At 58.7% G+C, this 26773-nt stretch carries 22 protein-coding genes; 11 read left to right on the top strand and 11 right to left on the bottom strand.

Annotated features, from left to right (window positions below; genetic code table 11):
• Nucleotides 1-205 precede the first annotated feature (205 nt).
• The 3 genes from J3P96_RS15645 (at nt 206) to J3P96_RS15655 (ending at nt 2820) form a co-directional block, all read left to right on the top strand.
• Complete coding sequence (locus J3P96_RS15645) at nt 206-1198, top strand: aliphatic sulfonate ABC transporter substrate-binding protein (protein WP_434652179.1); 993 nt, start codon at nt 206-208, stop codon at nt 1196-1198.
• Between the two features lie 62 nt (nt 1199-1260).
• The gene (locus J3P96_RS15650; RefSeq protein WP_434652180.1) at nt 1261-2103 is read left to right on the top strand and encodes an ABC transporter permease; all 843 of its coding nucleotides are present in this window, start codon (nt 1261-1263) and stop codon (nt 2101-2103) included.
• 3 nt (nt 2104-2106) lie between these two features.
• On the top strand, nt 2107-2820 hold the full coding sequence (locus J3P96_RS15655; RefSeq protein WP_434652181.1) for an ABC transporter ATP-binding protein: 714 nt from the start codon (nt 2107-2109) through the stop codon (nt 2818-2820).
• A gap of 54 nt (nt 2821-2874) precedes the next feature.
• Here J3P96_RS15655 and J3P96_RS15660 read toward each other — a convergent pair whose 3' ends face one another.
• Genes J3P96_RS15660 through J3P96_RS15685 form a run of 6 tightly spaced genes read right to left on the bottom strand, consistent with a single transcriptional unit; the run spans nt 2875 to nt 8154 of the window.
• Nucleotides 2875-3639: an amino acid ABC transporter ATP-binding protein gene (locus J3P96_RS15660; protein WP_434652183.1), complete on the bottom strand. Its 765-nt coding sequence runs from the start codon at nt 3637-3639 to the stop codon at nt 2875-2877.
• 58 nt (nt 3640-3697) lie between these two features.
• A complete protein-coding gene (locus tag J3P96_RS15665; RefSeq protein WP_434652185.1) occupies nt 3698-4438 on the bottom strand; it encodes an amino acid ABC transporter ATP-binding protein in 741 nt (246 codons plus the stop codon).
• Nucleotides 4435-5937, bottom strand: a complete 1503-nt coding sequence (argH, locus tag J3P96_RS15670; RefSeq protein ID WP_434652187.1) for an argininosuccinate lyase — start codon at nt 5935-5937, stop codon at nt 4435-4437. The genes J3P96_RS15665 and argH overlap by 4 nt, the downstream gene beginning before the upstream one ends.
• Nucleotides 5907-6626, bottom strand: coding sequence for an amino acid ABC transporter permease (locus J3P96_RS15675; protein WP_434568816.1), 720 nt, complete (start codon nt 6624-6626; stop codon nt 5907-5909). Before J3P96_RS15675 ends, argH begins: the two co-directional genes overlap by 31 nt.
• A 7-nt stretch (nt 6627-6633) precedes the next feature.
• Nucleotides 6634-7296, bottom strand: coding sequence for an amino acid ABC transporter permease (locus tag J3P96_RS15680; protein ID WP_305495180.1), 663 nt, complete (start codon nt 7294-7296; stop codon nt 6634-6636).
• 12 nt (nt 7297-7308) lie between these two features.
• Nucleotides 7309-8154, bottom strand: a complete 846-nt coding sequence (locus J3P96_RS15685) for a transporter substrate-binding domain-containing protein (RefSeq protein ID WP_434568817.1) — start codon at nt 8152-8154, stop codon at nt 7309-7311.
• A gap of 239 nt (nt 8155-8393) precedes the next feature.
• Between J3P96_RS15685 and J3P96_RS15690 the strand changes: the two genes are divergently transcribed.
• On the top strand, nt 8394-9296 hold the full coding sequence (locus J3P96_RS15690) for a LysR substrate-binding domain-containing protein (RefSeq protein ID WP_434624303.1): 903 nt from the start codon (nt 8394-8396) through the stop codon (nt 9294-9296).
• On the opposite strand, the gene J3P96_RS15695 is transcribed toward J3P96_RS15690, so the two are convergent.
• Complete coding sequence (locus J3P96_RS15695) at nt 9268-10539, bottom strand: MFS transporter (protein ID WP_434652190.1); 1272 nt, start codon at nt 10537-10539, stop codon at nt 9268-9270. The genes J3P96_RS15690 and J3P96_RS15695 overlap by 29 nt on opposite strands.
• Nucleotides 10540-10640: 101 nt before the next feature.
• On the opposite strand from J3P96_RS15695, the gene J3P96_RS15700 reads away from it, so the two are divergent.
• From J3P96_RS15700 to J3P96_RS15710, 3 genes are all read left to right on the top strand, one after another.
• Complete coding sequence (locus J3P96_RS15700; RefSeq protein ID WP_434652192.1) at nt 10641-11606, top strand: AraC family transcriptional regulator; 966 nt, start codon at nt 10641-10643, stop codon at nt 11604-11606.
• Between the two features lie 311 nt (nt 11607-11917).
• Nucleotides 11918-13048: a M10 family metallopeptidase C-terminal domain-containing protein gene (locus J3P96_RS15705; protein ID WP_434652194.1), complete on the top strand. Its 1131-nt coding sequence runs from the start codon at nt 11918-11920 to the stop codon at nt 13046-13048.
• Between the two features lie 13 nt (nt 13049-13061).
• On the top strand, nt 13062-13301 hold the full coding sequence (locus J3P96_RS15710; protein WP_434652196.1) for a hypothetical protein: 240 nt from the start codon (nt 13062-13064) through the stop codon (nt 13299-13301).
• Between the two features lie 599 nt (nt 13302-13900).
• Here J3P96_RS15710 and J3P96_RS15715 read toward each other — a convergent pair.
• Together J3P96_RS15715 and J3P96_RS15720 are read right to left on the bottom strand one after the other, a co-directional pair.
• A complete protein-coding gene (locus J3P96_RS15715; RefSeq protein ID WP_434652198.1) occupies nt 13901-16612 on the bottom strand; it encodes an AAA domain-containing protein in 2712 nt (903 codons plus the stop codon).
• A gap of 1608 nt (nt 16613-18220) precedes the next feature.
• Entirely contained in the window at nt 18221-18547 is a 327-nt protein-coding gene (locus J3P96_RS15720; protein ID WP_434652200.1) for a hypothetical protein, read from the bottom strand.
• Nucleotides 18548-19029: 482 nt separating this feature from the next.
• Between J3P96_RS15720 and J3P96_RS15725 the strand changes: the two genes are divergently transcribed.
• Nucleotides 19030-19932, top strand: a complete 903-nt coding sequence (locus tag J3P96_RS15725; protein ID WP_305495189.1) for a bestrophin family protein — start codon at nt 19030-19032, stop codon at nt 19930-19932.
• Nucleotides 19933-19960: 28 nt separating this feature from the next.
• Here J3P96_RS15725 and J3P96_RS15730 read toward each other — a convergent pair whose 3' ends face one another.
• Complete coding sequence (locus J3P96_RS15730; protein WP_434652202.1) at nt 19961-20800, bottom strand: LysR substrate-binding domain-containing protein; 840 nt, start codon at nt 20798-20800, stop codon at nt 19961-19963.
• A 257-nt stretch (nt 20801-21057) separates the two neighbouring features.
• Here J3P96_RS15730 and J3P96_RS15735 point away from each other — a divergent pair, with 257 nt between their 5' ends.
• Complete coding sequence (locus tag J3P96_RS15735; protein ID WP_434652204.1) at nt 21058-22020, top strand: DMT family transporter; 963 nt, start codon at nt 21058-21060, stop codon at nt 22018-22020.
• Between the two features lie 133 nt (nt 22021-22153).
• The gene (locus J3P96_RS15740) at nt 22154-24139 is read left to right on the top strand and encodes a M10 family metallopeptidase C-terminal domain-containing protein (protein WP_434652206.1); all 1986 of its coding nucleotides are present in this window, start codon (nt 22154-22156) and stop codon (nt 24137-24139) included.
• A gap of 138 nt (nt 24140-24277) precedes the next feature.
• Here J3P96_RS15740 and J3P96_RS15745 read toward each other — a convergent pair whose 3' ends face one another.
• Complete coding sequence (locus tag J3P96_RS15745; protein ID WP_434652208.1) at nt 24278-25522, bottom strand: serine hydrolase domain-containing protein; 1245 nt, start codon at nt 25520-25522, stop codon at nt 24278-24280.
• Nucleotides 25523-26041: 519 nt separating this feature from the next.
• On the opposite strand from J3P96_RS15745, the gene J3P96_RS15750 reads away from it, so the two are divergent.
• A complete protein-coding gene (locus J3P96_RS15750) occupies nt 26042-26731 on the top strand; it encodes a calcium-binding protein (RefSeq protein ID WP_434652210.1) in 690 nt (229 codons plus the stop codon).
• The last annotated feature ends 42 nt before the right edge of the window (nt 26732-26773 follow it).

Genomic DNA, 26773 nt, shown 5'->3' on the forward strand with positions numbered 1-26773 from the left:
CTGTCTGCGGTGCAACAGCGCCGCAGCAGACTGTTGACAGGGCAACATTGCCCTCGAAACTTCCACCCCCTGGCGCCCCGCCAGCCGCGCGTTTTCCGGCTATGGCACAGAGCCTGCAATATTCCAATCCGGCGGTTTTTTCCTGCCTTTCGATCTTTCGGAAATAAGAACATTGCCTTCTTGCCGCCTTGCCTGGAGCCGCTCGATGAAACCCGCCCTCCGCTTTTCCCTGGCCCGCGCCAGATCCCTGCTCAGCGCCTGCGTCCTGGTGCTGGGCCTCCCGTCCCTGACCCTGGCCGCAGAAAGCCCACCGGCTGAAGTGCATCTGGACTACGCCTATTACTCGCCGGTCAGCCTGGTGCTCAAGCACTTCGGCTATCTGGAAAAGGCCCTGCCCCAGACCAAGGTGAGCTGGGTTTTGAGCCAGGGCAGTAACCGTTCCCTGGAATACCTCAACAGCGGCGGCGTCGACTTCGCTTCGTCCGCCAGCCTCGCCGCCGTGCTGAGTCGGGCCAACGGTAGCCCGATCAAGTCGGTGTACGTCTACAGCCGTGCCGAATGGACCGCCCTGGTGGTGCGCAAGGATTCGCCGTACCAGACGGTCGCCGACCTCAAGGGCAAAAAAATCGCCGCCACCAAGGGCACCGATCCCTACCTGTTCACCTTGCGCAGCCTGCAACAGGCCGGGCTGGACAAAGACGACGTAGAACTCGTCCACCTGCAGCACCCGGACGGGCGCACCGCCCTGGAAAAAGGTGACGTCGACGCCTGGGCCGGCCTCGACCCGCACATGGCCGCCAGTGAAGTCCAGGCCGGATCGCGCCTGCTGTATCGCAACCCCGGCTTCAACAGCTACGGGGTAGTCAGCGTCACCGAAAAATATGCAAAGGAGCATCCGCAGACCATCAACACCGTACTCGCCGCTTATGAACAGGCCCGTGAGTGGGCGCTAGGTCATCCGCAGGAGCTGGCCAAACTGCTGGCCGACGAATCGGGCCTGCCGCTGGAAGTGGCCAGGTTGCAACTGTCGCGCACTGACCTGGGCGACCCACAACTGAGCGCCAAGGATGTAGTGGCTTCCAAGGCCGCCGCGCCGATCCTGGTTTCCGAGGAACTAGTGCGGCGCGGGGTGAATGTGGACGAGGTGATCGAGCAGCTGCTCGACACCGGCCGCCAGCAGGCCGTGGCCCTTGAATAACCATTGCCCAGGCGACAACCGATCCGCGCCTGGCGCGGATTCGGCGTTGCCGGAGAACCGCCATGAGCAGTAACAGCAAAGACCTTTCCAGCCCGCGCCTGGCCCTGCCCACAGCGGGCAAGACGCCCTTGTTCAATGCCGACTGGCGACTGCGTCTCAAGGGGCTGGCCCTGCCGGTGCTGATCATCGTATTCCTGGAAATCATCGTGCGCATCGGTTGGCTGCCCTCCTACCAGATGCCGGCCCCGAGCGAGATCGCCCTGACCCTCGGCGACCTCGCCGAAGGGGCACTGTGGAAACACATCAGCGCCAGCCTGTTGCGGGTATTGCTGGGCTTCGCCATCGGCGCCGGCCTGGCCTTGGTATTTGCCGCCTGGGTTGGCTTGAGCCGCGAAGCCGAAGCCTATCTGGAACCAACCTTCGCCGGCCTGCGCTCGATTCCCAGCCTGGCCTGGGTGCCGTTGCTCCTGCTGTGGCTGGGCATCGACGAAACCTCGAAAGTGGTGCTGATCGCCATCGGCGCGTTCTTTCCCGTTTACCTCAATGGCGTCGCAGCGATTCGCAACATCGACCGCAAGCTGGTGGAAGTCGGCCATATGTACGGGTTCAACCGCCGCCGCCTGGTGCGGCGGATTCTCCTGCCCGCCGCCCTGCCCGGCCTGTTCACCGGGTTGCGCAGCGGCATGAGCCTGGCCTGGATGTTTCTGGTGGCCGCCGAACTGATCGCCGCCACCAAAGGCTTGGGCTATCTGCTCAGCGATGGCCGCGAAACCTCGCGGCCGGACATCGTCCTGGCGGCCATCATCGCACTCGCCGTGCTCGGCAAGCTCAGCGACGGCATCCTTGCCGGCCTGGAAAAACGCTTCCTGGCCTGGCGCGACACCTTCAACGGCAGCGAGGATTGAGCCATGACCCAAGCCCTGCTGGATATCCACGTCGAGCGCAAGACCTTTGCCGCCACCACTGTGCTCGATAATATCCACCTGCAACTGCAGCCCCGGGAAACCGTGAGCCTGCTGGGCCCCAGCGGCTGTGGCAAAAGCACTTTGCTGCGCATCGTCGCAGGCCTGGAAAAAGACTTCGAAGGACAACTGCTCAGCCACACCGAACAGCTCGCCTTTGTGTTTCAGGAAGCACGGCTGATGCCGTGGCTGACGGTGCAACAGAACATCGGCTTCGGTGATGACGATGATTACGACAAGGCCTGGGTCGCGCAGTTGATCGACGAAGTTGGCCTCAACGGTTTTGCCGACGCCTTGCCCAAGGCCTTGTCCGGCGGCATGGCGCAACGCGTGGCGATTGCCCGCGGCCTGTACTCGCGACCGCAAGTGCTATTGCTGGACGAACCCTTCAGTGCCGTGGACGCGTTCACCCGGATGAAACTGCAGGACCTCTTGCTGCAACTGGCCGAGCGGCACGCCATCGCCCTGTTGTTGGTGACCCACGATGTTGACGAGGCGTTGTACCTGAGTGACCGGGTCTTGGTGATGGACAACCGCCCCAGCAGCATCCGCCAGGAACTGACGGTGCAGCTGGACCATCCGCGGGATCGACGCGACCCATTGCTGGCGCAGCTCAAGGCGCTGGCCCTGACTGAATTGCAGCGTGCGCATGTGATTTGAACAGGCGTTCAACCAGCAGTGGCCGGCATCACCTGACCAGCGTAGCAAGCTCGATCAATGCAGGATTTGGCTCAGGAACAGCTTGGTGCGGTCGTTCTGTGGGTTGTCGAAGAAGTCGTGCGGGGCGGCCTGTTCGACGATTTCGCCCTTGTCCATGAAGATCACGCGGTTGGCCACGGTGCGGGCGAAACCCATTTCGTGGGTCACGCAGAGCATGGTCATGCCGTCTTCGGCCAGGCCGATCATGGTGTCCAGAACCTCTTTCACCATTTCCGGGTCGAGGGCCGAGGTCGGTTCGTCGAACAGCATGATTTTCGGTTTCATGCACAGGGCGCGGGCAATCGCCACGCGCTGCTGCTGACCGCCAGAAAGCTGGCCCGGGTACTTGTGCGCCTGTTCCGGAATGCGCACGCGCTCCAGGTAATGCATGGCGATTTCCTCGGCCTTGCGCTTGGGCATCTTGCGCACCCACATCGGGGCCAGGGTGCAGTTCTGCAGGATGGTCAGGTGCGGGAACAGGTTGAAGTGCTGGAACACCATGCCGACTTCCCGGCGGATCGCTTCGATCTGCTTGAGGTCGTTGGTCAGCTCGACGCCGTCGACCACGATGCGGCCCTGCTGGTGTTCTTCCAGGCGATTGAGGCAGCGGATGGTGGTGGACTTGCCGGAACCCGAAGGGCCGCACAGGACGATACGCTCACCCTGCCTGACGTTCAGGTTGATGTCTTTCAACACGTGGAACTGGCCGTACCATTTGTGGACAGCCTCCATGCGGATCATGCCGTCGGCGCCCGCAGGCCCAGTGATCACTTCATTCATCACAAACTCCCATGCTGCAGGCCCGCTCATGTCGAGCAACGGCCTGAATATCTGCGTTTCAATGAAGGACCGCTTGCAGGAATTGTCGTGTCCGAGCCTCCTGGGGCGCGGTAAATATCTGTGACGGCGGCCCCATCTCGACAATCCGCCCTGCGTCGAAAAATATCACCCGATCCGCCACTTCCCGGGCAAAGCCCATTTCGTGGGTCACGACAATCATGGTCATGCCTTCGGCGGCCAGACCCTTCATCACGTTCAGCACGTCGCCAACGGTTTCCGGGTCCAGCGCCGAGGTGGGCTCATCGAACAGCAGCAACTTGGGCTTCATGGCCAAGGCACGGACGATCGCCACGCGCTGTTGCTGCCCCCCCGACAGTTCGGATGGGTACCCGTCAGCCTTATGCCGAAGTCCGACGCGGTCCAGCAGTGCCAGCGCAGCGCTTTGCGCCTGGGCCTTGGACGCGCGCTTGAGCTTGACCGGCGCCAGGATCATATTGGCCATCACCGACAGGTGCGGGAACAAGGTGTAGTCCTGGAACACCATGCCCACCTCCTCCCGCAACTTCGCCAGTGCCTTGCGATCACCCGCCTTGATCGACTCGCCATTGCCGATCACCACACTGCCAGCCGAGGGCAATTCGAGGCTGTTGAGGCAGCGAATGAAGGTGGATTTTCCGGAGCCGCTGGGACCGATGATCACCACCACTTCGCCTTCGGCAACGTCCAGGTCCACGCCCTTGACCACCTCATGGTCACCGAACCGCTTGTGCAACCCACGTACCGTCAACATGCTCTTCATAGCCCCGCCTGGGCCCGGGTCGCCGCCTGCAGACGCTCATGGGCAGCCGCCAAGCGATCACGACGAGCCTGGTTGGCTTGGCGCTCGGTGGCGATTCTGGCGTTGGCGCGCAGCAGGCTCGGCTTGAGTGAAGCCATCGACGGGCCGCCCGCCGAAATCCGCGCCTGGACGTTGGCGGTCGGATCAAGGCAGTCGCGCACCTTCTGGGCCGGCAGGTTCAGCGCATACCCCAACTGCTCCAGGGCACAGACATCGACCATCGCGCTATCGATCTGGTGCGCCAGCATGCCCGCATCCATGGCCATGCGTACGACCCCACCGACGACATGATGGGCCTCGCGGAACGACAGGTCCGCTTCCTGCACGATCAGATCGGCCAGGCCGGTGGCGGTTGAAAAATCCTCTCCCGCGCGGCGTACCGCCAGTTCGATATTCGGCGTTGCGGTGCGCAATACCAGATCCAACAGTTTCAGGCAGCGCAGGCTTTCTTCGGCGGCCTCCCAGAAGCCACGGATGCCCTCGCGATTACCGTCGCCGGTATGGGAGAAATTGCTTCCCTTGATGCTGATACTCGCCCCCATCAGCAGGCCGACAATATGCCCGCTGCGGCCTTTGAGATACTCCAGCACCGTGGGGTTTTTCTTCTGGGGCATGATGCTCGACGTCGCGGCGACGCTGTCGGGAAAGTCGATCAGGCTGAATTCGTGAGTGCTCCAGACGAAATAATCCTGGGCCACGCGGCTCCAGAACACCGCCAACAGGCTCAGGTGCGACAGGCTTTCGAGAATGAAATCCCTGGAGCCGACCGCGTCCAGGGCGTTGTCCAGATAGCCGTCGAAACCCAGCAGCTCGGCCGTGCGCCCCCGGTTGATGTTGAATGGCGTCCCGGCGAAGGCCGCCGCGCCCAGCGGACTCTGGTTCATCGATTCCAGGGTCTGGGTCAGGCGCTTGCAATCGCGTGCCAACGCCTGTTCCACCGCAGACAGGTAATAGCCATAGGTGATCGGCTGCGCCGGTTGCAGATGGGTATAACCCGGCATCACCACGTCGGCGAACACTTCGGCGTTGTTGACAGCTGTCTGGCGGACTTCCAGCAATGCCTCGATCAGGTCCATCAGCACTTCACGGCAGCGCAGCCGGTCGAGCGTGGCGAGGATGTCGTTGCGGCTGCGGCCGGTGTGCAGGCGCCCGCCGATGTCGGTGCCAATTTGCCCGATCAGGTGGGCCTCGTAGTTGAAGTAGGCATCCTCACGGGACGGGTCGAGGGCCACCTCGCCAGGCCCGGCCTCCTCCATTTCGAGCACGCCCCTGGCCAACACGGCGGCGTGCTCATCCTTGATCAGGCCTTGCTCGGCAAGCATCACGATGTGGGCCTTGTTGATATTGCCCAACAGTTCGAAACCCTCGGCGAAGCCCTGCAGGCGCGGCCGATAGATGTACTCGTTGACTTCCGGCGCGGTGGCTTCCTTCAGACGCCGGCTGACTTTGGATGCTTGCATGTTGAAACCTCTTCAGGAGTGGCACGCGTCACTGGGCGACCCAGCCGACGTTCGAGATAACGGCTGAGCCAGCTCAGCAGGGAACAGATGACGAAATACACCAGCAACACCAGGCCGTAGACCGTGAACGCAGGGCTCACACCAGTCATGACGGTGTCCCGTTCGATGATGATCTGGCCGACCTTGAGGAACTCGCCGACACCCACCAGCGCGCCCAGGGACGTGGCCTGTACCAGCATGGTCAGCAGGCCGGTGTACGCCGGAAGGATGGCGCGCATCGACTGTGGCGCGATCACGTAGAGATAGATTTGCCAGGGCCGCAGGCCCAGTGCCCAGGCGCTTTTCCATTGATGGCGCGCCACCGACTCCAGGCCACCGCGCACGATCTCGATGCCATTGGCACTGCCCCACAGGGTCAGGCCGGTGGTCACCGCCACGAACGGGCTCAAGTCCAGGCCCAACATCGGCGCACCGAAAAAGATGAAGAACACATTGACGATCAACGGGATCGAACGAAACAGCTCGACGTAACCGTGGATCGCCAACTGCAACAGACGATTCTTCAGCGTCGCCAGCACCCCGAGAACGACAGAGATCAGCGTAGTGAACAGCAGCACCACCAACGCCAGGCGCAAGGTCATCCACAGGCCCTTGCATACGAAGGCCCAGTTTTCGATCAGAAAATTCATACCGGCCTCAGTGTTGGAAAGGTCGTTGCAAGCGGGCCGAGAGCCGTCCCGTCAACAGCGCCAGGATCCCCACCAGCGCCAGGTAGATGACGCAAATGGCGCTGAACATTTCGATGGCACGAAAATCCGTGGCAATGCGGTCCACCGCGACGAACGTCAGCTCGGCCAGGCCGATGGCCTGCAGGTAGGACGAGTTCTTGAGCAACGAAATGGCGGTGTTCAACATCGCCGGCAAACTGGTCCTGAAAGCGATGGGCAAGGCCACCAGGCAAAAGTAATGACTTGGCTTGAGGCTCAGCGCGACGCTGGCTTCACGCATGCCGTGCTCCACGGTCGCCAGCCCTCCCCGCACGTTCTCGATCTGATAGGCCCCGGCCCAAAGCGACAGGCACAACACCCCCGACCAGAACAGCGACAGCCCCATGCCGATGGCGGGCAACCCATAGAAAATGAAGAACAACTGCACCAGGATCGGCGTGTTGCGGATCAGTTCCACGTACAACGCCACGACCTGCGCCAGCACCGGCACTTTCATCACCCGCGCCGCGCCACCGAGGACACCCACGAGCAATGAGCAACCGATGGCGAGCACCGACACGCGCAACGTCATCTGCACGCCATCGAGCAGCGCCGGCCACTGGGCCAATAGATAGTTGAAGTCAAAGTCCATGGTGACGTCCGCTCAAAGGGCTTCGGCAGGCTTGGGCTGCTCGAAGACGCTTATGTAGTAGCTCTGGATGCCCTGGGGCACGAACTGCTGGATCCAGCCACGGAACAGTTTTTCCTCATGCATGCGCGCGATGGCGGCGCTGAGGTAGTCGCGCCATGCCTCGTCGTTCTTGCGCACGCCGATCGCCGCATCGGAAATCTGGAACGGCTCGTTGAGCAGGCGCGCGTCCTTGTCATTGTCCGCCACCACCACAAGCGTCGCCGCATCATGGGTGTAGGCATCGGCGCGGCCCTGGCGGAAGGTCTGCAACGCATCGGCGGCGCTGTTCATGCGCAAGGTCTTGACCCCCGGCATGTGGTCTTCGAACCACTTGGCCTGCACCGAGCCCTTGAGGGTAGCGAGGGTCTTGCCGTTGAGGTCGGCGATTTTCCTGATCGGGCTGTCCTTCTTCACCACCACGTCGCTGGCGCCCCAACGATAAGGCGTGGTGAAGTCGATGACGCGCAAGCGTTCAGGGGTGACGCCCAAGGTCGCGATCAGGAAATCGACCTTGCGCCCGAGCAATTGCGGGACGCGGTTTTCCGCCGTGACGCAGGTGAACGTCACCTTGTCTTTCGAGCCCAGCGACCACAGCGCGATCTGCCTGGCCATCTCCACTTCGACGCCGGCGAACTGGCCACTGCTGTCCTGAAAACCGTAGGGCGGTTGGTCGCAACGCACGCCGGCACGCACCTGGCCGGCCTCCTTGATCTCATCGGGAACCGCAGGCAATCCGCTTGCCTGGGCCTGGGCAAGGCCACCCAGCGTCAGGCCCGAGAACGCCAGCGCACTGCCAAGAATCTTGAATGAAAACGACATGATGCCTCCTGGTTTACCTATCGGTATCGAGCGGCTGAGGCAGCACGACACCGTGAAAATACAAGGGCAGAAATGAGATAAAGAGCGGCATTTTTTTATGCTTATGACTGCCGTATGCTCGAACCGCATCGCCGTTCCCGCGTTCGCGCTCACGTCGATGGAAAGATTTATAAAGCCTGTGGCTCATGCAAACAAATGACAATTCATCAGTCATTCATACCAAATTGATATGGGACGCCATGAACTTCAAACAAGTCGAAGCCTTTCGCGCGGTCATGTTGAGTGGCTCGATGACCGCCGCGGCCGAGTCCCTGCATACCTCCCAGCCCAACATCAGTCGTTTGATTGCCCAACTTGAGCGCAACGCTGGTTTCAAGCTGTTCGAACGGGTCGCCGGACGCTTGCTACCCACCGATGAAGGGGCCGCGCTGTTCGCCGATGTCGAGCGGGCGTTCATCGGGCTGCACAGCCTGGAGAAAGCCGCGCAGAACATCCGCCGCGTCGGCACGGGGCGCTTGCGTATCGCCGCGGTCCCCTCCCTGTCGCTGACGGTGTTGCCTCGCGTGATCCAACGCTTTCGCCAGGAGAACCCGGACGTCGCGATCTCGCTCCATACCAATGACTCACCGATGGTTGCCCATTGGACTGCCTCGCAATTTTGCGATCTGGGGCTGGCGTCCTACGTCGGCGAGGACATGCCGGGGGTGACGACCCGGTTGATCTGCGACGTGCCAGGCGTGTGCATATTCCCCAAGGGTCATCGCCTGAGCGCACTGGCCTGCGTCGGACCGGAGGATCTCAAGGGCGAGGAATTCATTTCGCTGTCGCAAAACGACGGCTCTCGTGCCCGGGTCGACCGGGCATTCCCCGAGGACCGGGGCCACCGGAAACTGAGCCTGGAAACGCCCTACGCCGCCACGGTCTGCTCGTTGGTGGGTCTGGGCCTGGGTGTCAGCATCGTCAGCCCGATCGTGGCGCTGGAGTACCTGCATACTGGCATCGAAATCCGCCCCTTTCGCCCACAGATACGCTTCTCGACCTATCTGCTGCTACCGGCAGACAGGCCGCAAGGCTTGCTGACACAACGGTTCGGGCAACTGATTCATGAAATGCTCACTGCCGTTGCGACGGATTGGCAATGAGCGGCGCCGTCGTGGCCTGGGCACTGCCATGGACAGAACGAACCCGGACCCGCAACGCAATCAGCAACGCAGCCAGCAGCATCACCACAGCCGCCGCGACGAATACGCCGACGCTGCCACCGAGGCTGAACATCGCACCGCCACCGGCAGCGCCCGTTGCGATGGCCGACTGCACGGACGCCACCACCATGCCCCCGGCGCTTTCCGCCTGATCAGGCACCGCGCTGGCGACCCAGTTCGACCACGCCACCGGCACACCGCCAAAGGCCAGGCCCCAGATTGCCAGCAGCACCGCCTGGCCTGGCACCGAGGCCGGCAACAGCACCAACGCCAGTGCGGCAACGCCTACCAGCGCCGGCATCAATACCAGGGTGGCCAGCGGATGACGCTCAAGCAGCCACCCGGCCAACAGCGTGCCGGCGAAGTTCGCCACACCGAAACCCAGCAGCATCAGCGACAGCCCTTGCGCGTCGATGCCGGTAGTCCCTTCGAGAAATGGCCGGACATAAGTGAACATCGCGAAATGGCCGCTGTGCACCAGCACGCAAGCGAACATGCCCATGGCGATGCCCGGGCGCCGCAACACTTCAAGTACGGTGCGCAGGCGGGCCGGCCTGCGCGGCGCGAGGCGCGGCAGCGTGAACGACTGGAAAGCCAGGGTCACCACACCTACCGCCGCCGCTGCAAAGAACGCGCTGCGCCAGCCATACAGCCCGCCCAGGTAGCTACCCAGCGGGACCGCAACCACCGTCCCGATAGCAATGCCGCTGAAAATGATCGAGAGCGCTCGGGGCAACAAAGCCGCCGGTACCAGGCGCATCGCCACCGCTGCCGCCATGCTCCAGAACCCGCCCAGGGCGATGCCCAGCAAGATCCGCATCAGCAACAGCACCGCGAGGCTGGAGGACACGGCGACCAGTAGATTGGATGCGATCATCAACGTGGAAAAACCCAGCAGCACCCAGCGGCGATCGATGCCGCGGGTCAGGCCAGGCACCAACAGGCCAGCGAACAACGCGACCACGGCGGTCACCGTTACCGCCTGGCCAGCCAACGCTTCGGACACTCCCAGGTCGGTCGCCATCGGCGTCAACAGGCTGGCCGGAAGGTACTCGGCGGTCAGCAATCCGAACACGCCCATTGCCAGCGAGAAAACGGCCATCCACGCGGGGGTTGTCGGCTCCACATCCGGCCCGACGCCGGAACGGCTGCCGGGTCCGGCATTACACACACAGTCAGTCATTACACGGATCTCCGAATTTCATTGCGACCCGCAGTCTAGGCGCGCGAAACCGGATGATCTATGATCGAAAACCTCGACTTTTTGACCGAAACACCTGAGCCATGCCCACCGATCAGTTTGCCCTCTCCTCGGATCTCATCAACGAGTTGTTGCGCGGCATGCGCCTGCGCGGCGTCGAGTACCGGCGTATCCAGGCCGGTCCAGCCTTCGGCCTCGGCTTCGCTGACAAACCCGGACACGCCTGGTTCCACTTCCTGGCGGTCGGCAATGCACTGCTGCGGATGGAAGACGGAACCACCTATGCGCTGTCGGCCGGCAATGCCGTGTTCATTTCCCATGGGGCGGTCCACCAACTGCTGTCCCATGTGGACGCGCCGGTTCAGGCCATCGATCGCCTGGACGGCGCTCCCCTCGGCGATGCCGTCAGCGCGGTGGATACCGGAAACGATGCCAGCCCCACGCCGACGACCATTCTGTTCAGCGGCTGCATGGAGTTTGAACTGGGCAGCATCCATGGCCTGGGCAGGCTGATGCCGGGCCTGATGCTGATTGATGCCGGCGGCCAGCGTTACCCTGGACTGATGCCGATCCTGACCACCATGGAACGCGAAGCGAGCGCCGCACGTGTCGGCTTCGCCGGCATTCTCGCGCGGCTGGCCGACGTGGTGGCCGCCATGGTCGTTCGCGGTTGGGTGGAGTGCGCCTGCGGCAATGCCTCTGGGCTGGTCGCCGCATTGCGCGATCAGCGCCTGGCCAATGCACTTCTCGCGCTCCATCAACAACCGGGCCGCGACTGGACCGTTGCGCAGTTGGCGAAGCAATGCAATACCTCGCGCTCGGTCTTCGCCGACCGTTTCCAGGCGACTATCGGCATGGCCCCGTTGCGCTACGTCACCGAACTGCGGATGCGGCTCGCGAGCCAGTGGCTGACGCTCGAAAGGTTGCCAATCGAAGAAGTGGCGCAACGCCTGGGCTACACCTCCCAGGCCGCTTTCAGCCGCGCATTCAAGCGCGTTACGGGCAAGACGCCTGGGTTGAGTCGTCAGTCGAGGCAGTCGGCTCTCTAGCAGCCGGGAGGGGGCTACCTGGCGGCGCTCTACGTGAAGGTGGGCGATGCCTGGGTTTCGGGTGTAAGCCGTACCTTGGCAAACGGCAGCCTCGATACCAGTTTCGGGAATGGCGGCACCGCAACGGTGCCTTTCTATTGGAATGACGATCTGGGGTCAGCAAGCGTCGTTCTCCGTACAACGCGACGGCAGCTTTTTTTTTCGCAAGCGCCGGGTATCCGTCCGGGGAGATCCATATCGCTCGCTTCGACGCGACGGGGACCCTGGTCTCGTCTTTCGGCGAGGCTGGGGTCCTGCACCTGCCAGCGTCCGTGGGCATTCAACCCGGCAGCGCGATCGACGTTTCGCTGCAGGGAGACGGGAAGGTATTGGTCACCGGGCGAGATACCCTGACTCGCCTCAATCCGGACGGCACTCTGGATAGCAGCTTTGCGAACGGGGGCAGCCTCGCCCTGGATGTTCACCCAGACGCCCTGGTCATCCAGGATGACGGCAAAATCCTGCTGGCGGGCGCCTCGGGCGGCGTGGCGAGCGTCATCCGCCTCAATGCCGACGGCTCGCTCGACAGCGGTTTCGGTGATCAGGACAAGGTGAGTTGGGGCTCGCAAAGCGCTCCTTTCGCAGTCGCTGACATGATCGTGCTGGCCAACGGCAAGCTATTGATTGGCGGAAGCCAAGGGACGAGCGCGGACGGCTATCTGGCCGCCTTGGTTCAGTTGAACCCCGACGGTCGCCTGGACCTCGGCTTTGGCAATCCCGACGATGGCTATCATCACCTTGACGGTGGCCGCGAGGATGACTTCCTGCTCGGTACCGCCTCGTTCGACGATGCGATCTCTGGCGGAGCCGGTGACGATCTGCTCGATGGCCAGCAAGGTCGTGACCTGCTGACAGGCGGCGCCGGGGCCGATACGTTCCGTTACCAGTCAGCCGCAGACAGCTACCGAACCGCAACCACGGCCCATAGCGACCGAATCACCGACTTCGACCCCAGCACCGATACGCTCGACCTCTCCTCCCTCGGCTTCCTCGGGCTGGGCAACGGACATGATGGAACACTGGCGATACGAGTCAATGACAGCGGGACGCGGACCTACCTCAAGAGTTTCGAGGCCAACGCGGATGGGGAACGCTTCGAAGTGATCTTCGACGGTAACTTGGGCCAAGCGCTGAATGAAACCAACATCCTGTTTCACCTAGCCAGGTTGATGGGCACCGAAGAGGCTGATCATTTACAAGGCAACGCTCGAGGCGAAATCATCGAAAGCTTCGCGGGCGATGATCGCCTTTATGGCGCGCTAGGGAATGATGTATTGGTTGGCGGAGATGGCCGGGACCTATTGACGGGTGGCGGTAACAACGATGTGTTCCGCTTCGACGCATTGAGCGACAGCTACCGTACCGCCACCGAAAACCACACTGATCGCCTATACCGCGGGTGAAGACACGATCGACTTGCCCGCCTTGGGCTTTACCCGACTGGGAAATGGTTACAACAGCACGGTGGACGTGGTTTTTAATGAAGCCAAGAACCTGACTTACTTGAAAAGCTACGAAACCGATGCATCTGGGGCTCGATTCGAGTTGAGCCTGGTAGGGGATCACTCCGGTTACCGTGATTGGAACATCATCTTCGCCGAGCCTTTGGAGAAAGACGCCTTTCAATTGATCGGAGTGGCTGAGTCCTTGGTGTGAAAAGTAAACCTGGTTAGTCCTTGCCTTGGGCTTTCCGAGCGGTCTAAAGCGATATGAAGTGATGGATCTCGCAAGCCGCCGCAAGCGCGCCCAGCCTTGCGAAAAAACCGGATGCCGCTTGGTTTGCAAACGCACCATGGCTAGCCTCACACGGCCCAGCCAATCTCTTCCATACGAGCCAAACCTCCTTTCCGGCACCGGGCCACTGACCTTAAGGGCTATCAATCCCAATCGATTAGCGCAGATGAAAAGTTTTGCCAAAGGCACCACAGGTGAGGAAGAACCCCAAGTCACTCACCGAATTTGCGCGTTAATAACAGCGACCTCTGCGGCCGATAGCGTCCGCCAGTCATCTATTGCCACCCCATAATCCGACGCGGTCGAGGCGAACACTTCCTCTAAGGAGAGATAAAGATGATCGCCATCAACAGCGCCCGTTTCATAGTTGATGTACCTGATAACGAGGTAGCACACCTCTAGGTCAGTACTCACCAGGCCAATTACCGCCAAGGCTGTAACCCCAACGTCGTTTGGTTTTTTGAGTGCCGCAAACAGATTTCGGGGTACAGGCGTATTAATAAATTAGCCCTCCAAGTGGTTTATGCGCCATGCGCAGGACTAGCCCACCGCCCAATAAAGTCGCCAACTCTTCGCTCAATGTCACTCTCAACCGTCCGCAGCCGCAGAATAGGAATGCCGCTTTTAGCCAAAATCTCATTCTTCTTGGCGTCCCGAGCTGCCTGCACGGGTCGGTCGTGGTACCCGCCATCGACCTCGATCACCCCTATCGGTTTCTTGCCCACTTTGAAATAGATCACGAAATCGCAACTGGCGCGCCTCATGAATTCCCGCTGGGGCCCCGTCCAGTCGAGGCTACCCGGTGATGCAAGCTTATCCAGCTGGATCTGTGTGTGGTACTTCAATGCCTGGTACGCCGGGGCTGACAGCGCTTCGCGCAGCAACTGTTCCACGATCTGCTCGGACTTGTAGCGTGAGTCCTCTGATCGCAGGCGGGCGTCCAAGCGTGCCAGGGACCTGTCGTACTCGCGGTACAGCAAGTCGAATGCCGACACCACCGGCGCGCGTACGATCTGCTCGTCCTGCGCGTAATAGCTGATGTAGCGGATCAGCGCGGCGATGTGGCCATTATTATCAGTGAACACCTCATCGCCGGTCACCAGCGTGAAGCGATGTCTGGCCCGCGAAACTGCCACGTTGACCATGCGTGGGTCATCGACGAAATCCAGACGTGTTTGCGCCTGGTTGTAGCGCTTCTTGTCGAGCACAGTGGAGAAGACAATCTCGTCGCACTCACGCCCCTGAAACTTATGCACGGTGTCCTTAACGAAATCCGTCGGCAGGTGCGTGTCGGAAAGATTGACTTGCGCCCGAAACGGGGCGATGTAACCACGGCCTTCGCCGTCCACTCCGACGGGCTGCCCCTCGTCCTCAAGCACCTTCAGCAGGGAATCCAACTCCCGAAGGTTGGTGTTCTTCCTGGCGTGGTTGCCCTTGGCTGTCACCACTAGGCGCAGGGGGGCTTCGCCTTTGTCCTCGGTCATTGGCACCAGTGCGTTGTTGTAGAACTGCTGGTTGCAGAACTGGATGATCCTGGGGTGGCAGCGGTAATGTTCTTTCAACAGGGTTCTGGGCAGAGCGTCCTGGAACACAGCGATGCACGAATCCAGTAGGCTGTAGTGCTCGCAATCGTAGACCTCGGCGGGCGCTTGAAGCCCCAGTGCCACGGGGATATGCGGCAACTGTCGGTTGTCTCCCACGACGATCAGGTTCTTTGCGCAGCCCAGTGGCAGGATGCCCGGCACGATGTCTTGCAAAGAGGCTTCGTCGATGATTACGTAGTCGAGGACCGCTCCCGGCGCGATCGAATTGACGATGGAGTGCGTGCCGCTGCCCAGGATCGGGAAGCGCTTCATAAAAACGTCGAAATACCTGCGGTAAGTTTTGGCATCAAAGCTGTCCGACGGCGGTACCTGAAGTTGCAGATGCTGCTTCAGATGGTGCATTGATGCTGTTGAGAATTCTTTCAGCAGGGCCGTGAAATTTGCGCGTACCATCGATTCACGGCACGCCCGCAGCTCCGCCTCCTTGTCCCGTAGCGACTTGTCGTAGTAATGCATTTGCAGTGCATGAAAAACGGCCATGCGCGCCTCGCCCTCGGCGAATGGCTTGGTGCGGAAAATCTTGAATTTAAACAGTAGCTCAATGCGGTCTTTGAAATTAACGCGCTGCTCGCCGAGGTAAGCCAAATAGGCCATGAGGTCCGCAGTCTTGCGGGGGGTCAGGCCGTACTTATCGAGCGAGCCTGTGCCCTGCACATCACTTTCTGTCTGCCATTGCTGCAGGTAGCGCCGTTCGATGACCAGCTCGTCCAGCTCGATTTGTAGTTGTGCCGCCCTGTTGTGGTCTTTCAGGTGCTGCTTCAAGCGGGTCAGCAAGGCCTGGATCTCATCTAGGGACGGTGCAGGCTCGGGCGCGCTTGATGGCCACTCAGGCAGGTCGGCGAAGAAGGACTCGCGTTTGTCCTGGCTGCCAAGCTTGGCGACTAAGTGGCCCAGGCCGTACTTCTCCAGCTTCTCGTAAACGTTCTCCACGGCAGCATTGTTGTTGGACAGCACCGCTACCGTCTGCCCACGTAAAAGAATATTGGCGAGTATGTTGAGGATCGTCTGAGTCTTGCCGGTCCCTGGCGGGCCTTCGATCACGCTGATTTGCGCACTGAACGCTCGTTCGACCGCCTGAAGCTGACTCTCGTTAAGCCCGAACGGATAGATGAGCCCCTGACCCGGCGCCAGCGTGCCGTTGCGCCCCGTACAATAGGCTTGCAAGGCAGTACCAGCGATGGCAGGCAGTTTTCCAAGCTGGCGCACCACATTTTCGGCAATTTCACGATCAGTTTTCGACTCAGCATGATCCTGTCGGGCATTCGCCACGGTAGTGAAATAGCGAAAGACCGGAGTGTCTTTCATTGATGTCGGGGCGGTGAAGTTGATACCGTCCATCTTGTAGACATAAGGCTTTTCGGTGCCTGGGTAGTGCACGACGGCGTATCGCTCGCCGTAAATCATAGCTTTGGCAATGGGCGTGACGATCATGCTGCCGGGCTTGTGCAGCAATACATTAGTCAACTCGCGGGTGGGCGAAACTTGGCAGTTACTGAGTGGGCGGGTGTATTTTTTCTTGGAGGGGAAGTGACAGGTCAATTCCAGAGCTTCGTGCTTGTCGTTCCAGCGAATCGCCCAATCGCTGATCTTTGCGGTCTTGTCCGCACCATCCACCAGAATCGAAGCCATATCCCTATCCCTATCCCTATGCGCATGACATCCGGCTTTGCCTCGCGCCGAATGCTATTTCTCCTAGAGCGATCATATTGCCATCATTGCATGCAGGGTCGATAGCCAATTCACGCGTTTATTAATCTTTCGTGCTACCGGCGGAGAGCAGCCCATCGCAAATGGCAGCTTTCGACCCAATGCAGACCTTTGATAAGGACTGCTAGCGGCCAAAAGCAGCCGTTCACCAATCGCGGCTACCGACCCAATGTGGATACTGCAGAGATGAAATCACGCTCGCTTAAAAGCAAACTTAATCGCCGCACCAGCTTGACCAGCGAGCAAAGCTATCTCAGAGTTGATGACAACCTCGCTCCAAGACAATTTGGTTGCGACGCACACTATTAAATACAGCTCACAGTAGCGCCCCCCGAGTTCGGTTTTGACCCAAGCGAGGGTGCCCTCTAAGGTAGCCATCGTGATTGGGACAGAGATATACCGGCTTCCGTCCGTCACTCGCATGCCGCCACGACGACATTCGAAGTGAACGGCCAGTCGTTCGTAGGTCTCAATGTCAATGCCATGCACGACGACGAAATAGCTTAAGCAATCATCTTGGCTCACTGTGGTGATCATATTTTTACAGCCTACCTCACAGACCAGCTCGTCATTGGTGTCATAGCAGATAAATTCCGCTTTTGGCCCACTTCTGCCAGTGTCGACCGGCTGTATTGGGTCGTTTTCTTCCGTCTCGCGACGGGCAGAAGACGACCGTAGCTGACGCCGGCAAGAGAGTGCATCCAGTCACAAGGCTATCACTTAAGGTATTATGAGGCCGAACAGCTGTCGCGACCGCCCGCTTAGGATCAAAGCAAAAAGCAACCATTCGCGACAGGCAGCTTGCGGTACAAGTCGCCCCATGCCAAGGGCAGCTTACGCCTCGCCGCCGTGCAAGTTAACGCCCTGGGCACGGCTGAGTGTACTGGTGTCTTGCGCCAAAATCGTCGCCCGCCGGCCGTAAGCAGTCAGTTGCCTTACACTGAGGGCGAGGTCTTTTGGCCAATAACTCGGTGTAAGTCAATCCAATAAAAGGACCTCCTTCACACATACCTATCCTCACATAGACTGTTATTGTTTTTGTTCTGGATCATGCCATATCGTGCATTGCAAGAAGAAATATCCTAAAAAAGTACCTACTGGAAAACCTAACATCAATAATACGCCTATAAGTTCTGATACTTTCCTTGAAGACTCAAGTCTATTTTTGCTTCCATATGCCAGCAGTAAATGAGCGCAAATTGCTCCGCCGCAAAAAACAGGCAGCCAGATTGAAGTATCCTTATCAGCAAAGCTTAACCAAACAAAAAGTGAACAAAGAAAAAAATACACCAATGCCAAAACGATATGAAACCTCATTAGTTTAATATGATTATTTTTATAGATTAGTGAGTTCCCTGTCATCGTGAGTATATCTCCAGAACACCTGAAAGCAGATAATGCATGTGTCGCGCACTCGATCGGGGAAAGGATGGTAGCAGCGATAGCTTCAACAGCTATCGGCCAAAAGCGGTAAATCTCTAGGGCACGCGGCTGAGTACGTTCAACACCATCATAGAATTGCAGAAATGCTCAACGCTTTATTCCGCGAGTAAGGTTTATGCAATCCAATAGCAAGTCATCCAGAAATGGATTGATTGCCAGCGAGTCCATTAGATCCAGCAGTTCTACGGCGGCCGTCCTGATCGGCTGCCACTCGTCATGATCAAATATCAGCCGATCATGACAGTGAAATGCAGCCTCAGTAAGGCTATTGCATCGCTTCCAAATGCCTTGCAGCCGTGTCTTGATCTCCTCTGGTAACGCGCTGCCACAGATTGAAAGAACTTCGCTCAACGGAAGGATCATACCTGACCAGGCTTCACATGCAGGGCAATCCGGGATGGTTTCCTGCTGCATGTCCGAGGTCAGTGCCAGGAACTCAAGAGCCGGGATGCCTCGCACACCGCGACAACTCGCTTGTATTCATCTTGGCCGTACCACTCCCACAGCGTTGTGGAGAAACCCATCATCAAGCTCCAAAAAACAGTTCGGTCAACCTATTACCATTAGTGGGTAGATTCAACCCTATCAGCTCATTGTTGCGCAGGTCCAACGGCTGCTTTGGGTTGATAGCAGCCTATAAACTCTGGAAGCGCCGAATCCCGCAGATCTCCAAAGTTCAGCTGATGGGATGCTCGCGGAGTTCTACGGCCTGTTTAGGTCCCTTGCTCGGCTCCTCAACCTCAGCAAAACCAGCTCGGACAGCCGAACAGGCGGCCGCTCTCGCCGATCTCATCAACCGACCAAAATGTCATGCTTCCTGCGCCAACCGAACCTTTGCCCCCAAGCATCGTCCGAGCTTAAGCGTTTAAGCTAACTGCTCGCCACGAGGTTTCCGTTTGAAAGCTGCCATCGTCAAAAATTACCGTCTGATCGTCAAGACCATGGGCTACGTGGGCTGGGCTTTGTTCTGGTTGTTGCTCTGGGACATCGCCGTCACGGTGGACTTCATGCTGTTTCTCAACGCCAAGTTGAACCTGCCGCTGATGCCGCTGACCTTGCTCGGCTCGGCGTTGGTGGTGTTGATCAGCTTCCGCAACAGCAGTGCTTACAACCGCTGGTGGGAAGCACGGACGCTGTGGGGGACGATGATCAACAATTCACGCAGCTTCGCCCGTCAGGTGCTGACGCTGCTGGATGACCCTGGCAGCGAGGTGAATCCGGTCAAGTCGACCCTGTTGCGTCGCCACGTCGCTTATGTGAATTGCCTCGCCGCGCATCTGCAAGGCCAGCCTTGTCCCGAGGAGGTGCGGGCGTTTATTCCGGACGAAGAGTTTGCCCGCAGTGGCACGACCAATAACTTTGCCAACGATATCCTCACCGGCTCGGCGACGTTGCTGGCGCGGGAATACAAAGCCGGACACTTGGACAGTATTCGCCTGGCGCGTCTTGAGTCGACGCTGGTGGACCTGTCCAACAGTCAGGGCGGCATGGAGCGGATCGCGAATACGCCGCTGCCCTACCCCTATGTGTATTTTCCACGGCTGTTTATTTCGCTGTTCTGCCTGATTGTGCCGGTTGGACTGGTGGAATCCCTGGGCTGGTTCACGCCGCTGGCTTCGACCGTGGTTGGGTTCATGCTGCTGGCCATCGAGCGCATCGGCACCGATCTGCAAAGCCCGTTCCGCCACAGCGAACATCAGATTCAGATGGATGCGCTGTGCGAAACCATCGAAAAGAACCTGCAGTCGATGCAGCGCGATTCCTTGGGTGATGTGCGCAGGATTGAAGAGAACGCTTGAAGAAAAACTCTAATAGTCCCTCAGGTTATCAGTGTTGTTGAACTCGCCGCGCTACTTCACATAGCCACTGGCGCAACAGTTGGGCTGCCTCGCCCAGCACCACATCTTTGGCCTGCACTAAATAATAGCCCTTGCCAGTCTTCAGCACAGCGTCAACGACAGGTACTAGAAGGCCTTGCTCCATGTCGTCCTCAACCAGCCAAGGGCTGGTGAGCACCAAACCTTGATCGCGCCGCGCCGCGTCGATTGCCAACTCGGACTGATCGAATTTGAGGCTGCTGGAGAAGTTATCGGGGGACATGCCGACCGATGATAGCCATTGAGACCAGTGGGCATGAGAAGTCGTATAAAGCAAGGTGGCTCCCGGCAAACAATCAAGGTCATGCAACTGGAGCCGTTCGCGGTAGGCCGGGCTGCAGTAGACCCTTACCTCGTCCGGCAAGAGCAGTTCTGCGTGCACGTCACTGGCATATCCATCGAAATGGCGCACTGCCAGGTCGCAGGCGGCGTCGTTAAAATCCACGGTATCGGTAGATGCACTCAGGTGCAGTTGCACTTCTGGATAGCGCTCGGTGAACAACGGCATCCGTTTTGCGAACCAGGACTTGGCGAACGCCGGCGGCAGACTCAACCGTACCTGCCTGTCTCTAAGGCCCCGGACAGCCAGGTTGGCTGTCTCCAGCTGGCGAAGAGCCGGCTTCACCTGCTCCCAGTAGCTCAGAGCTTCCGCCGTTGGTTGCAGCCTGCGCACACTGCGTACGAACAGTGGCGTTCCTAGCCAACCTTCCAGTTTTCGAATCTGTTGCCCGACTGCTCCCGGCGTCACGAACAACTGGCTTGCAGCGACGCTGACGCTGCCAGTGCGCATGACCGCGTCGAAGCAAGCGATAGCCCTGAGGGGCGTGTCAGCTCTCATGACGTAGTTTTTCTCTTCTATAGATCGAAAACACATGATTTGTAGCGGCTTGCGTACTTTCCCACAATCGAATTTCGCTACAGCGCAGAACGAATTCCGATTTCCGTAGGAAAAACCAATGCCGATCGTCCGGCAGATGGCCGGCTGTGCCCCAACCGAGTGAGGAATAAATGGCTGTCCAGATCATCAGCGATAAAAGGTGCCAATAAGTGAGGAAGTCTGTAGACGGGGCTGCCACGGCAGTGATGGTGGTGCTGTGCCTCATTTGGGGTGCCCAGCAAGTGGCAATGAAGGCGGTTGCTGGTGACATGGCCCCTATCATGCAGGTCGCCGTTCGCTCCGGAGTCGCTGCAGCCTTGGTCTGGCTGATCGGAAAATGCATCATGCGGGAGATGTGGTTGCCACGTGTCTGGTGCCGCTCCGGGTTGGTCGTGGCCGTTCTGTTCGCCAGCGAATTTCTGTTTATCGCGCAAGGGTTACGCTGGACAAGTGCTTCACATATGGCGGTTTTCCTTTATACAGCGCCCTTATTCGCCGCCATTGGTCTGCATCTACGCTTGCCGGAGGAGCGCCTTAGCGCGATTCAATGGTCTGGTATGTCTCTGGCGTTCGCAGGGATTGCCGTCACCTTCCTCATGCCACGGGACGGGACAGCCCTTCAAATCACCAACTCAAACAGTCTTCTGGGTGACCTGTTGGGCTTGTGCGCGGGCGCTACTTGGGGATTTACGACAGTAGCGGTGCGTACCAGTCGCCTTAGTGAAGCTCCGGCAACCCAGACCCTGTTTTATCAACTGGCAGGAGCCTTTCTCTTTCTGCTGCCTTTAAGCCTGGTAGCAGGCCAAAGCTCGATGACTTTCTCTACCGGCGCAGTGGCCAGCCTGGTTTTCCAGACATTAATCGTGTCAGTGGCAAGCTACTTGATCTGGTTCTGGATGCTTCGCCGCTACTTCGCAGCTCGTCTTGGAGTGCTGGCCTTCATGAGTCCGCTGTTTGGCGTACTGATGGGTTATCTGTGGCTCGGAGAGCAAACGAGCTTCGGATTTCTACTGGGCGCAAGCCTGACTATTGTCGGCCTGCTCGTAGTGAATCTCAGCAAAGCGGTTGGGCAGACTGGGGATGATAGAAGTTGCCCGCCCCTTGAAAATCGCAAGGGGAAGATTCAGTCATGAAGACGGGTTGACGGACAGGCTGGCCGTCATCCGGTGATCGCTTCGGGGTACGTTCAATTGCGCAGCTCACCTGGCAACCTGATTGAGCCCTGTCTATAGTTTTCGGCGCCAGATAGCTACCGGAGGCATGGACATGAGTCAGAGCATTTCGCCCGCCGCTTCAGCTGCGCGGAATACCGGCATGGTAATCACGACTTTATGGGGCTCGGACACCGTCGCAGGTATTACGGTCGATCCGGACGGTGCCATCTGGCTTGGCGCTTATAGTCGCCTGGGATTAGGAGGCGAAGAAGATTCAGGCTTTACCGGCAGCCTGGTTCGGTTCAATGCCGACGGTAGCCTGGATCGCAACTTCAGTGGAGACGGTAAGTCCCTCCTCCCCGTGTCGCTCGATATCGAGGACGGTGGCAACGCTGCGGTGCAGCCGGGAGGGGGCTACCTGGCGGCGCTCTACGTAAAAGTGGGCGATGCCTGGGTTTCAGGTGTAAGCCGTACCTTGGCTGACGGCAGCCTCGATACCAGTTTCGGGAATGGCGGCACCACGACGGTGCCTTTCTACTGGAATGAAGATCTAGGCCAGCAAGCGTCGTTCTCCGTACAACGCGACGGCAGCTTTTTCGCAAGCGCCGGGTATCCCTCTGGGGAGATCCATATCGCCCGCTTCGACGCGACGGGGATTTTGGTCTCGTCTTTCGGCGAGGCTGGAGTCCTGCACCTGCCAGCGTCCGTGGGCATTCACCCCGGCAGCGCGATCGACGTTTCGCTGCAGGGAGACGGGAAGGTATTGGTCACCGGGCGAGATACCCTGACCCGCCTCAACCCGGACGGTACTCTGGATAGCAGTTTTGCGAACGGGGGCAGCCTCGCTCTGGATGTTCACCCAGACGCCCTCGTCATTCAGGATGACGGCAAAATCCTGCTGGCGGGCGCCTCGGGCGGCGTGGCGAGCGTCATCCGCCTCAATGCCGACGGCTCGCTCGACACCGGTTTCGGTGATCAGGGTAAGGTGAGTTGGGGCTCGCAAAGCGCTCCTTTCGCAGTCGCCGACATGATCGTGCAGGCCAACGGCAAGCTATTGATTGGCGGAAGCCAAGGGACGAGCGCGGACGGTTATCTGGCCGCCTTGGTTCAGTTGAACCCCGACGGTCGCCTGGACCTCGGCTTTGGCAATCCGGACGATGGCTATCAGCACCTTGACGGTGGCCGCGAGGATGACTTCCTGCTCGGTACCGCCTCGTTCGACGATGCGATCTCTGGCGGGGCCGGTGACGATCTGCTCGATGGCCAGCAAGGTCGTGACCTGCTGACGGGTGGCACCGGGGCCGATACGTTCCGTTATCAGTCAGCCGCAGACAGCTACCGAACCGCAACCACGGCCCATAGCGACCGAATCACCGACTTCGACCCCAGCACCGATACGATCGACCTCTCCTCCCTCGGCTTCCTCGGGCTGGGCAATGGATATGACGGAACGCTGGCGATACGCGTCAATGAAAGCGGGACCCGGACCTACCTCAAGAGTTTCGAGGCCAACGCGGATGGGGAACGCTTCGAAGTGGTCTTCGACGGTAACCTGGGCCAGACGCTGAATGAAACCAACGTCCTGTTTCACCTAGCCAGACTGATGGGCACCGAAGGGGCTGATCGTTTACAAGGCAACGCTCGCGGCGAAATCATCGAAGGATTCGCAGGCGATGATCGCCTTGATGGCGCACTCGGGAATGATGTATTGGCCGGCGGAAATGGTCGGGACCTATTGGCGGGTGGCGGCAACAACGATGTGTTCCGCTTCGACGCATTGAGCGACAGCTACCGTACCGCCACCGAAAACCACACTGATCGCCTGATTGACTATACCGCGGGTGAAGACACGATCGACTTGTCCGCCTTGGGCTTTACTCGATTGGGAAATGGTTACAACGGCACGTTGGACGTGGTTTTTAATGAGGCCAAGAACCTGACTTACTTGAAGAGCTACGAAGCCGACGCGTCCGGGGCCAGATTCGAGTTGAGCCTGGCAGGGGATCACTCCGGTTACCGTGACTTGAACATCATCTTCGCCGAGCCCTTGGAGGAGGACCTCTTTCAGTTGATCGGAGTGGCTGACGCCCTAGTGTGAAACGCAGGCCTGGATAGTTTTGTCTTAGGCAGTTAGCACTCGACGCGGGGATGTCATCCAACGGAACAGGCCGCTCTTCGTTACTCCCCGCAGTTGTTCTTCCGCGCCGCGAAGCTTAACGTCATTCGATGCGCGAATTTACTTCAACGCAGCCACCACGGCATCGAAGAATACCATCGGGTCGATCGGCTCTTTGTCCACCGGCTTGGGCTGGGCACCGAAGGTGACAATCACGACGTTATTGGCAGGGTTGACGTAGATGTTCTGGCCCTGGATTCCGACCGCCGAATAGGCGCCGTCTTTCACCGACGGCTCGGTCCACGCCGTCCACCACATATAACCGTAGTCCAGGGACTTGCCGCCTTTGAGGGTGGTCGGCAGCGTCGCCTCCTTGACCCAGCCTTCGGGCAGAATCGAGGTGCCATTGATCTTGCCGCCGTTCATGAAAAACAGCCCGAAGCGTCCATAATCGCGCAGCGTGGCACTGATACCACTGCCACCGATTTCCACGCCGTCAGGCGAATCGAGCCACCACCGGGCATCACTCTCCATACCGAACGGCTGCCAGATCTTCTGCGATAGATAATCGGCCAGCGGCATTTTCACAGCGCCACGGACGATCTCACCGAGTACCTGCGTTTCGCCAGTGCTGTAAGTGTTGGCCGTGCCGGGCTCGGCCGCTCGCGGCAAGCTTGCCATCAAGGCCATGGCCGAATGCGGTTTCTGCGAGATCTGCGCTTTGAGTAGCGCGCGACGATCGGACGCCGGATCGGTGTAGGTCTCGTTCCACTTCACGCCCGAAGACATCATCAGCACGTTGCGCACGGTCACTCCTTCGTAGGCGCTGCCCTTGAGCTCGGGAACGTAATCCACCACTTGCGCATCAAGGCTCTTGATAAGGCCGTCCTTGATCGCTGCAGCCGCCAGCGTAGAGGTGATGGACTTGGCTATCGACATCGACATCCATCGGGTTTTCTCGGTGTTGCCTCGCTGGTAGGTCTCGAACACGATCTTGCCGTCCTTGAGCACAAGCATCGCCGTAATACTGTCCAGTGCGACGAAGTCATACAGGTCGTACTTTTTGTCCCCGACAGTGAAGCGAACGTTGGGCAACTGTTTGTCTGATTTCGGCAGCGCATACGGGTGATCGCCGGCTTTGATCCTGTGGGTAGGGAACAGCCGGTCGATGTTGCGGTAGGTACTGACCGCCAGATCGGGGAGCATGGCGCCGTCATAGATCTGCTCCACGGTGCCAATCGGTTCCTGGGCGTGGGGATAATCCTCAGCCCACGCGCCCGCGGTGATACCTGCGGCGAGCAGACCAAGCGAGAGAAGCAGCGAACGACCAGCCGCAGCCACACCAAAAATAGCGGATGAGTGCATAACCTATCCTTATTTTGATTTGCTATTCACGCACGTCAAGACACGCGCCCGCTTGAACCATAGCCTACTCATTGAAATCACGCCCGGGCTGAAAGACGCTGCTGTTGCAGAAAAAGCGACAGATTCATTTGCTGAAGATAAGGCTGTCCCCTCTTACCGCCTTTTACTGTCAGCATCCATCGGTCGTTCAAGCGAGGCCGCCCCCTGCCATGGGTTTCGATGAAGAGTTCGGAGACCTACATTCCCAGGCCTCATCCGATAGTTTGTAACACTTTGTCATTACATAATTTCGTTCCGTTGATGGTGCAAACGCTACCAAGTCTCAGCATTTTAAGAACAACAATTGGGGTTATCGGAAGTTTCTTACAGACCCTAGAAGTTGCATACCCAGCAATACCTTTGTAGCTGGAGGAATTTAGTTTCACGATGTGCAAGTCACATGCTAGCATTCGTAGGCGCTCAGGATCTTCTTCCATACAGTGCTTAAGGACGAAACCTATATATTTTCAGGAGATAACTATGGCTATGGCTATTGTTGAGGGCGACAACAGCGACGACGACTTGTGGGCTACCGAAGCTTCTTTCATGTATGGTTTTGGAGGAAACGACACCATAAATGGAAGTAATTTCAATGACATCATTGAAGCAGGAACTGGCAATGATGTGATATACGCCAATGCTGGGAACGATATGGTAATCGGCAACGAGGGATCTGACCGATTATATGGAGGGGATGGAGACGATTTTATCGTCGGAGACAATACCCTCGATGCTACCGGAGCTGGAAACGACTTCCTATTTGGTGGCGCCGGCAATGATCGTTTACATGGCAATTACGGCAATGATAATTATCTTTATTCCGTGAACTCCGGGATTGATATCATCAATGATGGTCTCACGGCAGCCGGAATCGCGGGCTACGGCGGCGGAACCGACACGCTTGAATTTTCCAACGCAACTTTTAACGATATCTATTTTCAGCACCTCGCTTCCAGTAATGACCTTCTGTTATTTACATCGGCAGGCGTGGACGAAAATGGATCGATCCAGCACGGCGTTATCATTCAAGACTTCTATTTGAATGATAACAACACCAATATTGAATATATGAAGGATAGCACCGGCGCCAGATTTGACCTATCCCAACTGTTGACTCCGGACGAAACTTCGTACACCGAGTCCTCTTCGCATAGTTTGGCATTTGCGTAACTTGCCAGTGGCAGACCTCATATAAACAGAAGGAGATATATT

The sequence above is a fragment of the Pseudomonas sp. R3-56 genome, assembly GCF_051132075.1.
Taxonomy (GTDB): Bacteria; Pseudomonadota; Gammaproteobacteria; order Pseudomonadales; family Pseudomonadaceae; genus Aquipseudomonas.

Excerpts from the sequence above, each read along its gene's own strand:
- J3P96_RS15685 (WP_434568817.1), bottom strand. The coding sequence starts at position 8,154 with ATGTCGTTTTCATTCAAGATTCTTGGCAGTGCGCTGGCGTTCTCGGGC.
- J3P96_RS15745 (WP_434652208.1), bottom strand. The coding sequence starts at position 25,522 with ATGCACTCATCCGCTATTTTTGGTGTGGCTGCGGCTGGTCGTTCGCTG.
- J3P96_RS15720 (WP_434652200.1), bottom strand. The coding sequence starts at position 18,547 with ATGCAGCAGGAAACCATCCCGGATTGCCCTGCATGTGAAGCCTGGTCA.
- J3P96_RS15695 (WP_434652190.1), bottom strand. The coding sequence starts at position 10,539 with ATGACTGACTGTGTGTGTAATGCCGGACCCGGCAGCCGTTCCGGCGTC.
- argH (WP_434652187.1), bottom strand. The coding sequence starts at position 5,937 with ATGCAAGCATCCAAAGTCAGCCGGCGTCTGAAGGAAGCCACCGCGCCG.
- J3P96_RS15750 (WP_434652210.1), top strand. The coding sequence starts at position 26,042 with ATGGCTATGGCTATTGTTGAGGGCGACAACAGCGACGACGACTTGTGG.
- J3P96_RS15675 (WP_434568816.1), bottom strand. The coding sequence starts at position 6,626 with ATGAATTTTCTGATCGAAAACTGGGCCTTCGTATGCAAGGGCCTGTGG.
- J3P96_RS15700 (WP_434652192.1), top strand. The coding sequence starts at position 10,641 with ATGCCCACCGATCAGTTTGCCCTCTCCTCGGATCTCATCAACGAGTTG.
- J3P96_RS15650 (WP_434652180.1), top strand. The coding sequence starts at position 1,261 with ATGAGCAGTAACAGCAAAGACCTTTCCAGCCCGCGCCTGGCCCTGCCC.
- J3P96_RS15680 (WP_305495180.1), bottom strand. The coding sequence starts at position 7,296 with ATGGACTTTGACTTCAACTATCTATTGGCCCAGTGGCCGGCGCTGCTC.
- J3P96_RS15690 (WP_434624303.1), top strand. The coding sequence starts at position 8,394 with ATGAACTTCAAACAAGTCGAAGCCTTTCGCGCGGTCATGTTGAGTGGC.
- J3P96_RS15665 (WP_434652185.1), bottom strand. The coding sequence starts at position 4,438 with ATGAAGAGCATGTTGACGGTACGTGGGTTGCACAAGCGGTTCGGTGAC.
- J3P96_RS15660 (WP_434652183.1), bottom strand. The coding sequence starts at position 3,639 with ATGAATGAAGTGATCACTGGGCCTGCGGGCGCCGACGGCATGATCCGC.
- J3P96_RS15730 (WP_434652202.1), bottom strand. The coding sequence starts at position 20,800 with ATGCGCACTGGCAGCGTCAGCGTCGCTGCAAGCCAGTTGTTCGTGACG.
- J3P96_RS15740 (WP_434652206.1), top strand. The coding sequence starts at position 22,154 with ATGAGTCAGAGCATTTCGCCCGCCGCTTCAGCTGCGCGGAATACCGGC.
- J3P96_RS15715 (WP_434652198.1), bottom strand. The coding sequence starts at position 16,612 with ATGGCTTCGATTCTGGTGGATGGTGCGGACAAGACCGCAAAGATCAGC.
- J3P96_RS15645 (WP_434652179.1), top strand. The coding sequence starts at position 206 with ATGAAACCCGCCCTCCGCTTTTCCCTGGCCCGCGCCAGATCCCTGCTC.
- J3P96_RS15655 (WP_434652181.1), top strand. The coding sequence starts at position 2,107 with ATGACCCAAGCCCTGCTGGATATCCACGTCGAGCGCAAGACCTTTGCC.